Raw genomic sequence first — 12,379 nt, 5'->3', positions numbered from 1 at the left:
GACCCCCCCTCATGGAGGAACTGGCGAAAAAAGTAGCAACCGACGCGGGCAAGCCCGAAGAGTGGGGCTGGGACCAGTTCACCAACGGCATCACTCTCGCCCGCCTCTCCGAAGCCTCCGAGGTCGCCGGCCTCGTCTCCTTCCTGTCCGGTCCCGACTCCAACTACATCACCGGACAGTCGATCCTCGTCGACGGCGGAATGGTCTTCAACTAAGGACCAGCCGAGCCATTGGCCAGGCGTTGGTCAGGCAGCACATGTTCCCCCGTCATCGTGATGAGGATATGAGGTGCCCGGTTAGGCGCTACTTTCTCGAACTTTGAGGGAGTGGGGTGCTACGACTTCTTCAGCCGTTCTCTCGGGATCGTCGATACGAGCGGCCAGAGTGGCAACGGCGTGGTGGGCTATGAACTCGGTGTCCAGGGACACTGTTGAGAGGGTTGGGCGTGAATATTGACCTTCTTCGATGTCGTCGATACCGATGATCGCTATGTCTTTCGGGACGATAAGCCCCGCGTCGAAGACGGCTCGCATCGCTCCCATGGCGAGGATGTCGGAGTAGCAGAAGATTGCGTCGGGCCGATCTGGCAGTTTGAGCAACTGTTGCGTGGCCGCATAGCCGTCGGCCCGGCGGTAGTGCACGGCCGGCTTTATGAGGTCCGCATCTGAAGCGATGCCAGCAGAATCGAGCGCAGCGAGGTATCCCGCTGTGCGAAGGTGCGGGGTCGCGTAGCTCTCGAAGGGTTGCTCTCCGATTGCGGCTATGCGTGATCGTCCTATAGCGAGCAGGTGCATGGTGGCTTCTTGCGCTGCCTTGAAGTTATCGATGGCCACGTGATCGAACCGGCCGTCGAACTCGTGCTCGCCAAGCAGCACGAACGGCAGGGTCACGCGATCCTCCACGGCATCGAGCTGTGCTTTTGTCGCGAGTGGGCTGAAGAGGATGCCGTCGAAGAGCATGTTGCGGTCACCGCCAACGAGCAAGTCGCGTTCGCGTTCATGGTCGTGCCCTGTCTGATCGATCATCACCCGGTACCCGAACGAAGTCGCCGCCCGGATGACATCCCGGGCGAGCTCGCTGAAGTATGGAACGTCGATTTCGGGCACGACGAGCGCAAGCACGCCCGTGCGACCGGTGCGCAGGGTACGTGCTACGAGGTTGGGTCGATAGTCAAGGTCGGCGATCGCAGTCATGACGCGCTCACGCATCTTTTTGCTGACGTGTTCGTAACCGCTGACCACGTTTGACACAGTGCGCATGGAGACCTTCGCGTGATCAGCTACGTCTTTAAGCGTTGCGGGCATCGGACCTCCACTAGCTGAACAACTGTTGTGCCAGCTTATCTTTGCAACGTACGCAATTCCGCGCTATCCTTTTGCATACGTTGGCAAACGTCAGCAGCGTCGCACCGTATTTCACTCTCGGAGACCGTTGGGTGTTCGACTGCGGGAGCGAGGCACCGATCACAAAGGAGTGTTCATGCACAGCACACCCACGCAGCCCAGAAGGCCCGGCGCGAGCGCTTCGGCTCTGCGGCAGCACCGCGCCTTCTCTCGTTTCGGAGCGCTTGGCGTCGCTGTCGCCGTAGCCGTTGGCGTTAGCGCCTGCGGCCCGGCGATTGGAAATGACTCTTCGAGCGTGACCGGCACATCGAATCCGAACGTTCTTACGGCACCGACTGATAAGGACGCCACAGGGGAGATCACCATTTGGGACCGCTCTGGCGATCTCTTCAACGTCTTCGATGCGACGATCGCCAAATTCAACGAGAAGTACCCGAACGTCAAGGTCAATCACCAGGCCGTTGACATCGACGCAAAGCTGCAAAATACCCTCATCTCCTCAACTGACGTACCTGACGGCGTCTTCCTCGACGACGCGAAGGTCCCGGGCTTTGCCAATGACCTGTGGGATCTCAGCGACGTTCTCAAGCCATACGTTCAGGACATCGCGAAACAAAAGGTCGACGTCAACTCGCTCAATGGCGGAATCTACGGCATCCCGTTCGATCTGGACCCCGGTCTTCTCTTCTACAACGCGAGCGTGCTCGAAAAGGATGGAATCGATCCGGCAGGCATCAAGACCTACGACGACCTGCTCACCGCTGCCAAGAAAGTTAAAGCCGCCGATCCGTCGTCGGGTCCAATACACCTCGAACAGAGCGCCTTCCTGGGGCAATTGTGGCTTGAGATGTTCGCGAGCCAGCAAGGCACGAGCATGACCGACGCATCGGGAAAGTTGCGCCTTGATTCGCCCGAGTATAAGCAAATCCTCACGTGGCTCGATACCGTTCAGAAAGAGAAGCTCGGCACGCGTGCGGAGTACCTCGGGCCCACGGACGTGCAGACGCTCGATTCCGGCCAGCAGGTGTTCTACCCATGGTCGATTTGGTTCGACTTTGCCCCGCAGCAACTACTCCCAAAGACTTCGGGCAATTGGCGGGCCATGCCGCTACCGTCCTGGACGGCAGATGGAGCCCACTCGGGCGCGATGGGTGGCTCGTCGTTCGTCATCCCCAAGGCCGCGAAGAACCCGAAAGCTGCGGCCTTGTTCTACAACTTCCTGATGTACGACAAGAACGGATACACGGCTGTCTACGGGCCGAACTCCGTCTACCCGAAGGGTCTGAATACGTCGGTACCCAGCTACAAGGCGGCCGCTGATCCGAACACACCGCTGTTCGGCACCATCGACGCCATGGGCGGACAAGACCTCTGGAAGACCGCTATCGAGGCGGGCAACCAGATCCCAGGTGGCACCCCCACCCCCACCTGGTGGGCGAGCGCCGTCAACTATCTCGGTAACAACTTGCAGAAGATGCTCGACGGGCAGATGACACCCGACGAGGTGATCCAGCAATCGACCGATCAGATCCAAACGAACCTGGTCGACCGCAACAAGTAACACCTCTTCACCCACGCGAGAAAGCAGCTCCATGACCGTCACGACCGCCTTGAAGGCGTCAAGTACGGCTCCGCGATCGTCGCAGCGGGGACCGCGTTGGTCCCTGCTGCGACGGAAGTCGGCGCCCTACCTCTTCATTTTTCCGTTCGTCGCGATCTTTGCCGCGTTCTCGATCTACCCGCTGGTGTTCACGTTCCGGCTGAGCTTAACCAACTGGCGCGGGTCGGGTACCGCGGACTGGGTGGGCTGGGGCAATTACACCTACCTGCTTTCGAACCCGGACTTCTGGGCGTCGCTGGCCAACTCGGGTGTGCTCTGGCTCTTGATCATCCCGGCGCAACTGGGCGTGGGCGTGCTCGCAGCGGTCCTCCTCAACAGCACTCGCATCCGTGCTCGCGGTTTCTACCGCACGGCGTTCATCGTGCCCTTCGTCACACCCCTCGTTGCGATCGCCCAGATCTGGATCGTACTGTTCGACCAGCGCTACGGGGTCATCAACGGGCTGCTGAACCTAGTCGGGCTTCCAGACGTCGGTTGGTTAACAACGAGCGAGTGGTCGAAACCAACGCTCGCGCTCCTATTCCTCTGGAAGACGACCGGATTTGTGGTCATCATCGTGATATCCGGCCTGCAGTCCATCGACACGACGGTATACGAGGCCGCGGAGCTTGACGGGGCATCGCCGTTCCGGCAGCTCTGGAGCATCACTGTCCCCCTGATCCGACGGACGATCATGTTCATCGTCGTGTTGCAGACTCTCGCGGTATTCCAAATGTTTGCCGAACCGTACGTCGTTACCAAGGGTGGCCCGTATGGCTCAACCACGACGGCCGGCCTCTACCTGTACAACCACATCACCGTCGCAGATCTCGGCACGGGAGCGGCCAACTCGTTCCTGCTCGTGATCATCGTGATGGCGCTGTCGCTCGGGTTCGTGCGGCTGCTGAGAGCGAAGGACTGACATGAGGACGGCATCCGTTTTCCGGACACGGCGGTTCCAGCCGCAGATCGTATCCCAGGTCTTCTTGATCCTCCTTACCGCGGGCTTTCTGGCACCGGTGGCTTGGGCCCTCGTCTCGGCATTCAAACCGGCCAACGACATCATCGCCGACCCACTGGGATTCAACCCAGGCACGTTCACGCTCGACAACTACACGCAGATGTTCACCGACGTGCCGATCCTCTCCGGCTTTTTCAACACCGCCATAGTGCTCTTCTCCAAGGGCCTGATCACACTGTTCTTCGCACCACTGGCAGGGTATGCGTTCGCCAAATACGAGTTCCGGTTCAAGAACTTTTTCTTCGGGGCCGTACTGCTGACACTTATGCTCCCAACAATCGTGCTCATCATCCCGCTACTGCTCGAAATGAAAGAGCTCGGCTGGGTCAACACCTACCAGGCCCTCGTGCTGCCCGGCTCCGTGGACGCGTTCGCGATCTTCTGGATGCGGCAGGTGATCAGCGCCGTGCCCGACGAACTACTCGATGCGGCCCGCGTCGACGGGTGCGGGGAGTTCGGTATCTTCTGGCGCATCGTGCTTCCGGTGATCCGACCCGGGATCGCTGGCCTCGCCGTGCTGACTGTGATGAACATCTACAACGACTTCGTCTGGCCCGTCGTTATCACCACGGGCGACCGGATGCAGACGCTCCAGGTGGTCCTATCGACCCTCGCCCAAAACATCAGCGGCAACAAGATCGGCGCCGACTATGCGCACGTAACGGGCGAACTCCTCGCCGCGTCCTCCGTCGCACTCATCCCCCTACTCATCATCTTCGTGCTTCTGCAGAAGCACTTCATCAACGGCATCCTCGCCGGAAGCGTCAAAGGCTGACCATGACCATCATCACCCCGAAAGGCTCCATTCGCATGTCTTCAGAACTGCCGTCGGTACCCAAACCTGAGTACCCTCGACCCGACTTCGACCGGTCGAATCGCTGGGAATCACTCAACGGCCAGTGGGCGTTCTCAAGCCTCGACGGCGAGGAGAGCATCACCGTGCCGTTCGCCTGGGAGACCGAGGCGTCGGGCATCGCCCGCACCTGGCTCGAACAAGCCAGCTACTCACGCGAACTAACCATCCCCCACTCCTGGGCCGGCGCCCGGGTGTTCGTCTGCTTCGGCGCCGTGCACCACGAGACGCGGGTGTCCATCGATGGGGCAAAAGTCGGCGAGCACACAGGCGGGTACACCTCGTTCGAGTTCGATATCACGGATTACCTCGCCGCAGGTTCGAGCGCGACGCTGCTCGTGGACGTAACGGCGCCCTCCGATAAGCGCTCGATCCCGCACGGCAAGCAACGATCACTTCCCCGCGACGACTACGACGGCGTCTCGTTCATGGCAAGCTCCGGCATCTGGCAAAGCGTGTGGATCGAAGCACGCGGCCGCACCTACGCTGAATCTGTCTCACTGAGAGGCGACTCACTGACGGGGTTTGAGGTCACCGTGCAGGTCGCGGGCGACGAGGCCGCGCGTGCCCGCGTGAGCATCGGCGATCTCGAAGTGGTTACCGACGAGCACGGTCGCGCCTCCGGCTTTCTACCGATCGACTCACCCCGCTTGTGGTCGCCTATCGACCCGCACCTCTATGCGCTCGACGTGCGAGTCGGCGACGATCTTGTCGTCGTCACAGGCGGGTTGCGCTCGATCGAACGACTCGGCGAGGACCTTTACCTCAACGGCGAGCGATTCTACCTTCGCGGAGTGTTAGACCAGGGCTACTGGTCGACCTCCGGCATTACCGCGCCCGATGACGCTGCACTCGTGCACGACCTCGATCTCGCCCGGCAGGCTGGTTTCAATCTCGTGCGCAAACACCTCAAGTTCGAAGAGCCGCGCTGGCTGCACTGGGCGGACACGCTCGGCATGCTCATCTGGGCGGAACCGGCCAGCACGAGCCGATTCAGCGAGGAAGCCACGGTGAACTTCGAGGCGCAAATACCGGAGATGGTCAAGCGCGACGGCAACCACCCGAGCATCATTATCTGGGGCCTGTACAACGAGGAGTGGGGTCTGGACTGGGACATCCCCGGAGACCCCGCAAAAGCCGACGCGGCCCGCCGCGCATACGATCAGCTCGCAGCCCTCGACCACAGTCGACCCATCGTCGAGAACTCTGGCTGGGAGCACGTCAAGACCGACCTCATGGACTGGCACTACTACGACGAGAACCCGGCGTCGTGGGCGGCCAATGTCGCGGCGATCGCCTCGGGTGAGCGCGAGTCGTTCCCTGTGCCACTGGGACCGGCCCACATCGTTGACAAGTCGATCTATGGCGACAACGAGCAACCCCGTAGCGGCGTACCCCTCCTCAACAGCGAATTCGGGGGCGGATTCACCAGCCTCGAACGAGCCTGGCACGTGAGGTGGCAGACGCAGGAGATCCGACGACACGATAGGTTCGCGGGCTACGTCTATACCGAACTGGCCGATGTCGAGCACGAGTCTGCGGGCCTGTTCACCGCCGACCGTAAAAGCAAGGACCTCGGCGGCCTGGACCCGGCCGACGCAAACGCCGAAACTGTGATCGTGGTTGACCTCGTTCCCAGGGAGGCAGGAACCGACATCGCAACCCCAACAGTGCCACTCATCCTGGATGTGCGCGTGTCCCACCACGGCCGGAAGCCTCTTACTGGACAAGTGCGCGCGGCCTGGGTTCAAAGCGGGACGCCCTTCGGCCCAAATATCTCCCATTCCGTCACCGAAGCTCCCGTCTTCGCTCACCCGTTCCAAATCTCCGATGCAGTCAAGCTTTCGTTACCAGCGCCGGCTATGACCTCTGCGAGGCTCCACCTCTGGATCGTGGACGAGCAGGGTGCCATCAAGGCACGCACGTTCGTCGATGCCGGGCCGCTCGAACGAGACGCTCAGTAACTGCCGAATTCGCCGGCCTCCCCACGGGAGGGTCCATTCATCCCATCACTGCAACGACGCAAACGAGGAGTTCAAAATGAAAAATAGAGTACGGCAATGCCCCAAATGGCGCACAGACGCTCGGACGCTGGTCGCTGTGACCATCACGGCGCTTGCCCTCCTGGCAAGCGGCCTCGCTCTTGGGGGAGGCGCAGCATTCGCTGCCACCACCTCGAGCGGGACCCTCTACACACCCAATTCTTCAGCCAACCCGAGTGAAGACGCGAGCTATCCCCGCGTCATCCGTCTCGCCCACTCCGGCTCGTCGAACGGGACCATGATCGCGACATTCGCGCACTCGGGTGCCGGAACGACGAAAGCAAACTTTCCCCTCTACCGGTCGACCAACAACGGCGTGAGCTGGACGGCTTCGCCGATCGGTACCGTCACGGATACGCTGCACGGCTGGGATCTCGACGGTCCCACCCTCTACGAACTACCAAGCGCGAAAGGCGACCTTCCCGCTGGCACGCTTCTGGCAGCCGGAACCGCTTGGAACCACGGTGACTACACGCAGCAGTCCGTCGAGGTGTTCATCTCAAAAGACCAAGGCGTGACCTGGACCTACCGGAGCTCGTGCACGAGCGAAACCGGCACACCCAACACAATCATGCACGGCATCTGGGAACCGGAATTCAACGTCGCGAGCAACGGTAATCTCGTCTGCTACTTCTCGGACGAGCGACCCTCATCGAACAACTACAACCAGGTACTCGCGCACGTTTCATCCACAGATGGCGGTGCAACGTGGGGAAGCGAGGTCTACGACGTAGCAATCCAGGACGGCGTGCAACGTCCTGGCATGGCTACCGTCGTCAACCTACCAAACGGCAGCTACGCGATGAGCTACGAGGACTGCAAGAACGGTTTCGATCCGGACCAGGCGTGCGACGTCTACATTAAGACATCGACCGACGGTGTGACCTGGAATCCAGGAAGCCTCGGCACGCGCATTCAGACGAGTGATTCTCGCTTCCTGCTGCATACTCCGTACCTGACATGGTCGCCCGCAGGCGGAGCCAACGGCACACTCATCGTCTCAGGACAGCGAGTCGTCGCAGGAAATGACGGGGCCCTCACCGTGCTTCCGGAATCCGGCCACGTTTTGCTCATCAATAAAAACCTTGGGATTGGTACATGGAAGGAGATCACGACGGCAGTGACGGTGGCACCTACCGGCGGATACGACGCCGGAGAAACTGCCTGCGCAGGCTACAGCTCACCGCTCCTGGCCGCGACCACGGGGTCGAGCTTCATCATGCTGGCGGGCACCCATATTGCGAGCGGCAAATGCGAGACGCGGTTCGCCACCGCGAATCTTCCGAGCGCGACCGGACCAATCACCGGCCCAGGAAGTGTAGCTAAGTGCCTCGATGTGAACAACAACACGTCAGCTCAAGGCAACGCGGTTCAGCTCTACGACTGCGGCGTCGCAACTGGGCAACAATGGTCGCTCGAGTCCGACGGCACCATCCGAGCCTTCGATAAATGCCTCGACATCACCGGCAACGGTACCGCTAACTTCGCGAAGGTCGAGCTTTGGGGATGCAACAACGGCGTCGGGGGCCAACAGTGGGTGGCACGAGCCGACGGGTCGCTCTATAACCCGCAGTCTGGACGATGCCTCGACGACCCGGGCGCAGCTACGACCAATGGAACTCAACTGCAGATATACGACTGCAATGGGCTCTCCACACAAGCCTGGCACGTGCCGACAACCTGACGTCTCCGCAACGAGAGGCCCCGCCCGAAAGTCGCGGCGGGGCCTCTTCGCCGAAATGCTCGACGACCAGATTCCAACCTCCACCCGCTTTGACCAAACGAGCAACTACCGCTTCAATCCGTGTTCCTGAGGGACACCGCCCTCCGAACTACGATTGATCCGCAAGCCCTTGATGACCGCTGTTTCATGTTACTTGGGCCAAGAATTGAGAACTCCGGTACTTCGCGTTGGCGGACCCGGAGTTTTTCATTTGCCCCGCGGCTGCATCACCGGCGCCCTGCGCAGCGTTTCGGCTTGGCGTGTCCCGTACCAGGAGACGAGGCAAAGCGAACTCGCCCTCACTCCCCCAGCTGCAGACATGGTGCTTACCTCGGCGGAGAATTGACTATGGCAGTGTTATTCGGACCCACCAGGGCAATCTAAGCGGGACCCACCTCCACCGTTGTTGCAACGTGTTTTCGTTGCTCAAGGTGGAGGTTTCGGATGGAGTTTCGGGTGGAGTTGTTCGCGCGGATCAGACGTGATGCGCGCGTGGAGGGCCTCTCGATCAGGGAGCTGGCCCGAAGACACGGTATCGACCTTGCGGACGCAGTCGCGCCCTGGCAGGACATTGCGAAGGCTGGAGACGAACCCTCTTCGTGGCAGGTCCGCCGGCGGCTGGAGGCCCTTGGAGCGAATGGCCTCGTCGATCCTTCGCGCAAACGCCCCGGGCTGTGGCATCTGACCCTGTTCAGGTGGAATGGTCCGGATGCGCCACGTGTCGCTCTCCAATGACCTGACGAGGTTGCTCATCGCCGCCGAGCGGTAGCCGAACGGCCTATGCAACTCCCGTGGCCACAGCATTGAGCACGTGGGCAACCACGTAGCCCCCTATCACCACCATTATGCCGACAGCCGGCACCCACCAGATACGACTGCCACGGCGGACCAGAAGGACGACGGCGACACCCTCAATGAGCAGCGCGCCGACCGCGGCAAGCGGTGTGACAAAAACTGATCTTGTCAGGAGGCCAAAGTCGCAGTGGCGCGAGAACCCACAGGCGTCGACGTTGAACTGCTCCACGAGAGAAATGAGGGTGAGGATCACCGCGATCAAGACCTGAAGGACGGCCAACGAGACTGCGACGCTGACGTCAGTCCCTGACGTTCTTCGGGGCTGACGCGATGAAAAGGGAAAGCCGAACATTGGCTAGTACCTCCTATCCCTCAGCGGGCATCGCGACGTCGGGCGACGATAGCTGCCACCGGGCGCTGGCCGGCGGTCTTCCGGACGTGCGATTCGACCACGTCGAAACCGGTCGCGTTCAACTCGGCACCGAGGTCATCCACGGGCCAGCGGTAGGCCGGCGTGACGGCGTGGGCGAATTCCTCGACCGTCTGGCTTTCGAAGAATCCGACAAGCAGCGTGCCACCGGATTTGAGCGCGCGGCTGAACTCTTGGAGAGGAATCTGTATCGTCTCGGGCTCGTAGTGAATGAGGGAGTACCAGGAGAGGATCCCGCCAATGGAGCCCGTGTCGGCGTCGAGCGAGTCGAGACTGCCAAGCGTGTAGCTCACGCCAGGAAAGGTATTCGTGGCGTACGTGACGAACTCGGGCACCAAATCGACTCCGCGAGCAACATAGCCTTGCTCCGCGAGGAAGTTGGTCCAATGACCTGGACCACACCCAGCATCGACTATTTCCCCGTCGACATCGCTGGCCCACTGGGAAACGAGTTGGAGATCGGATGGGTGCACGGCAGCCATCGACCCCAAGAGTTCGGTGTACTCCCTTGCTCGGCGTGAGTACGCCGCGGTGCTGACCTTGTTGACCATGCGGTCGAGTCTAGGTAGGGTCGAGCCATGTGCCCGTAAGACGGGACCTCCAGCGCGACGAATTCGCGGCCTCTCCGCGCGATTGCCAAGAGTGCCGATGTTGTGTCACATCGGAACCCCTTGCGGGACGGTTCCACGGTGGTGTGATCCTTCTTTCTCAGAACGGCACAACGTCTTTCGCACCCCTGAGTTGAATCTGAAGGGGCATGGTCTTTCCCGACCGCGAATAACGAACTACCGCAACGATTCAAGGATAGTTTCGTACTTCGTTGCTTCACCCTCCGTCGTTGCTGCGACGAAATAGCCGAGCTGGAGCCCCGTCTTCTCCCATTGTCTCGCAGGCGCTGGTCGTCCCGACTCCGTTGTGCCGTAGGGCTCCTCATCGACCTGTTTCCAGCCGTTGGCCACCAGCTCGCGAGAGTAAAACGCGAGGACCTCGCGTGGTGAGTGCGTCGTTGTCCCGGATATACCAGTCGTGTCCACGTCGCCGCCGTCGAGCCCGAATTGAACCCGTCCTGGGACCTTGTTGGTCCGGACATCGATGCTGCCAGGGTAGGTCAATGCGGCTTCGGGTTGTTTGGCCAGACTGTCGATGGATTGTCCGGGCACGCAGCCCGCCAGCAGCAGCATGCAGATACTGGCGGCGGTCGCCGCGCTCAGGAGCCGAGATGTTCTGTTCACGTTTTTCCCTGTCACTTCGGATCATCGAGGTAAACACTGTGGCCCTGACCCCGGGGAGTGGACACCTCACAAGAGAGAATGTTCACTATGGCAAGATCACGTCGGGAGTTCACTCCTGAGTACAAAGACGAGGCCGTGAAGCTGATTTTGACTACCGGCAGAGCGGTCGCGACCGTCGCGCGAGAGCTCGGGATCAACGAGGCCACGCTGGGCCGCTGGGTGAGCGCGTTCAAGGCCCGCAACGAGACCGGACAAACCGAAGTGACGGAGTCTGAGCGGGCCGAGCTGCTGCGGCTACGGAAAGAGAACGCGGACCTCAAGATGGACAGGGCGTTCTTGAAAAAAGCGTCCATCTTCTTCGCCCAGGAAGCATCGGATACGAACGGCAAGCGTTCGAACTGATGCTGGCGGAGAGGACCAACTTCACCATCACCCGCATGGTCCGTCTCCTCGAGGTGTCCCGGTCGGACTACTACGCCTGGGCCGGCCGGGTGCCGTCGCCGGCGGCGATCCGGCGGGTGCACATCGAGCAGAAAGTCGCTTTCTTTCACGGCGATTCCGACGAGGTCTACGGCGCCCCCAGGATCCTGGCCGATCTCCGAGCGGACGGGGAGGTCATCTCCCGCAAAACCGTCGCCGCGACCATGCGGCGCCTGGGTTTGGTGGGCATTTGCCCGAAGAAGTGGAAGACGACCACCATCATCGATCACGCTGACGCCTACCCGGTCGATGCTGTGGAACGGCAGTGGGATACCGGGGCGCTGAACCAGGTCTGGGTCGGCGATATCACCTATCTGAGGACGTGGGAGGGGTGGGTGTATTTGGCGACCGTCATCGACGCTCACAGCCGCCGTGTGATCGGTTGGGCTATCGCGGACCACATACGCACCGACCTCATCCAGGACGCCCTCACGATGGCCATGGTGCTGCGCGGAGACCGCCCGGCGACGGTGATCTTCCACCGGTTGAATCTGCCCAATACGCGTCGGAACAGATCACTCTGTTCGCGGCCAAGAACGGCATCACCCGGTCGATGGGCTACACCGGGATCTGCTGGGACAACGCCATGGCCGAGAGCTTCTTCGCGACATTGAAAACCGAGTTGTCCTACCGCCGGGTTTGGCCCACCCGGGCCCGCGCGATCCAAGGCGTCGCGGACTGGATCGAGGACCGTTACAACCGCCGCCGGCGCCACTCCTCGATCGGGCAGGTCACCCCAGTGGAGTTCGAGATGCAATACTCGTCACAGGCCGCAGAAATCCAACTCGCCGCTTAACCCGTGTCCACTCTCCGGGGTCAAGACCACGCACGGGGATCGCTCAACGGGCACTGTCACTCTC

Annotated in this window: 13 protein-coding genes; 9 read left to right on the top strand and 4 right to left on the bottom strand. The window is 61.1% G+C overall.

The features are described 5' to 3' along the window. The first annotated feature begins 11 nt into the window (after positions 1–11). Positions 12–215, top strand: a complete 204-nt coding sequence (locus tag RHM57_RS00175; RefSeq protein WP_322140591.1) for an SDR family oxidoreductase — start codon at positions 12–14, stop codon at positions 213–215. An 81-nt stretch (positions 216–296) separates the two neighbouring features. Here RHM57_RS00175 and RHM57_RS00170 read toward each other — a convergent pair whose 3' ends face one another. Continuing rightward, a complete protein-coding gene (locus RHM57_RS00170) occupies positions 297–1,304 on the bottom strand; it encodes a LacI family DNA-binding transcriptional regulator (RefSeq protein WP_322136656.1) in 1,008 nt (335 codons plus the stop codon). Positions 1,305–1,479: 175 nt separating this feature from the next. Here RHM57_RS00170 and RHM57_RS00165 point away from each other — a divergent pair, with 175 nt between their 5' ends. From RHM57_RS00165 to RHM57_RS00145, 5 genes are all read left to right on the top strand, one after another. Next, positions 1,480–2,904 carry an ABC transporter substrate-binding protein gene (locus RHM57_RS00165; RefSeq protein ID WP_322136657.1) on the top strand — a complete coding sequence of 475 codons (1,425 nt, stop codon included), beginning with the start codon at positions 1,480–1,482 and terminating at the stop codon, positions 2,902–2,904. 31 nt (positions 2,905–2,935) lie between these two features. After that, positions 2,936–3,865, top strand: a complete 930-nt coding sequence (locus RHM57_RS00160) for a sugar ABC transporter permease (RefSeq protein ID WP_322136658.1) — start codon at positions 2,936–2,938, stop codon at positions 3,863–3,865. A gap of 64 nt (positions 3,866–3,929) precedes the next feature. After that, entirely contained in the window at positions 3,930–4,739 is an 810-nt protein-coding gene (locus RHM57_RS00155; protein ID WP_322136659.1) for a carbohydrate ABC transporter permease, read from the top strand. Positions 4,740–4,741: 2 nt separating this feature from the next. Beyond that, positions 4,742–6,781 (top strand): glycoside hydrolase family 2 protein, encoded by a 2,040-nt coding sequence (locus RHM57_RS00150; RefSeq protein ID WP_322140590.1) that lies wholly within the window; start codon positions 4,742–4,744, stop codon positions 6,779–6,781. Between the two features lie 136 nt (positions 6,782–6,917). Next, on the top strand, positions 6,918–8,543 hold the full coding sequence (locus RHM57_RS00145) for a ricin-type beta-trefoil lectin domain protein (protein WP_322136661.1): 1,626 nt from the start codon (positions 6,918–6,920) through the stop codon (positions 8,541–8,543). A gap of 817 nt (positions 8,544–9,360) precedes the next feature. Here RHM57_RS00145 and RHM57_RS00135 read toward each other — a convergent pair. The 3 genes from RHM57_RS00135 to RHM57_RS00125 form a co-directional block, all read right to left on the bottom strand. Next, entirely contained in the window at positions 9,361–9,630 is a 270-nt protein-coding gene (locus RHM57_RS00135) for a hypothetical protein (protein WP_322136663.1), read from the bottom strand. A 119-nt stretch (positions 9,631–9,749) separates the two neighbouring features. Further along, positions 9,750–10,358, bottom strand: coding sequence for a class I SAM-dependent methyltransferase (locus tag RHM57_RS00130; protein ID WP_322136664.1), 609 nt, complete (start codon positions 10,356–10,358; stop codon positions 9,750–9,752). A 234-nt stretch (positions 10,359–10,592) separates the two neighbouring features. Beyond that, positions 10,593–11,054, bottom strand: a complete 462-nt coding sequence (locus tag RHM57_RS00125) for a hypothetical protein (RefSeq protein WP_322140589.1) — start codon at positions 11,052–11,054, stop codon at positions 10,593–10,595. A gap of 63 nt (positions 11,055–11,117) precedes the next feature. On the opposite strand from RHM57_RS00125, the gene RHM57_RS00120 reads away from it, so the two are divergent. The 3 genes from RHM57_RS00120 to RHM57_RS00110 are packed head-to-tail and all read left to right on the top strand — an operon-like array spanning position 11,118 to position 12,315. Beyond that, a complete protein-coding gene (locus RHM57_RS00120) occupies positions 11,118–11,441 on the top strand; it encodes a transposase (protein WP_322189904.1) in 324 nt (107 codons plus the stop codon). Further along, positions 11,411–12,133, top strand: coding sequence for an IS3 family transposase (locus RHM57_RS00115; protein WP_322189903.1), 723 nt, complete (start codon positions 11,411–11,413; stop codon positions 12,131–12,133). Before RHM57_RS00120 ends, RHM57_RS00115 begins: the two co-directional genes overlap by 31 nt. Continuing rightward, positions 12,106–12,315, top strand: coding sequence for an IS3 family transposase (locus RHM57_RS00110; protein ID WP_322189248.1), 210 nt, complete (start codon positions 12,106–12,108; stop codon positions 12,313–12,315). Before RHM57_RS00115 ends, RHM57_RS00110 begins: the two co-directional genes overlap by 28 nt. The last annotated feature ends 64 nt before the right edge of the window (positions 12,316–12,379 follow it).

Origin of the sequence: Cryobacterium sp. 10S3 (genome assembly GCF_034344045.1) — a bacterium.
GTDB lineage: Bacteria > Actinomycetota > Actinomycetes > Actinomycetales > Microbacteriaceae > Cryobacterium > Cryobacterium glucosi.
The sequence above is the reverse complement of the archived record's forward strand: the minus strand, read 5'-3'. Positions and strand labels throughout refer to the sequence as shown.

What these genes read in the sequence shown, in the direction of transcription:
- RHM57_RS00110 (WP_322189248.1), top strand. Translation starts at nt 12,106, where the DNA reads ATGGCCGAGAGCTTCTTCGCGACATTGAAAACCGAGTTGTCCTACCGC.
- RHM57_RS00120 (WP_322189904.1), top strand. Translation starts at nt 11,118, where the DNA reads ATGTTCACTATGGCAAGATCACGTCGGGAGTTCACTCCTGAGTACAAA.
- RHM57_RS00175 (WP_322140591.1), top strand. Translation starts at nt 12, where the DNA reads ATGGAGGAACTGGCGAAAAAAGTAGCAACCGACGCGGGCAAGCCCGAA.
- RHM57_RS00170 (WP_322136656.1), bottom strand. Translation starts at nt 1,304, where the DNA reads ATGCCCGCAACGCTTAAAGACGTAGCTGATCACGCGAAGGTCTCCATG.
- RHM57_RS00130 (WP_322136664.1), bottom strand. Translation starts at nt 10,358, where the DNA reads ATGGTCAACAAGGTCAGCACCGCGGCGTACTCACGCCGAGCAAGGGAG.
- RHM57_RS00150 (WP_322140590.1), top strand. Translation starts at nt 4,742, where the DNA reads ATGACCATCATCACCCCGAAAGGCTCCATTCGCATGTCTTCAGAACTG.
- RHM57_RS00160 (WP_322136658.1), top strand. Translation starts at nt 2,936, where the DNA reads ATGACCGTCACGACCGCCTTGAAGGCGTCAAGTACGGCTCCGCGATCG.
- RHM57_RS00165 (WP_322136657.1), top strand. Translation starts at nt 1,480, where the DNA reads ATGCACAGCACACCCACGCAGCCCAGAAGGCCCGGCGCGAGCGCTTCG.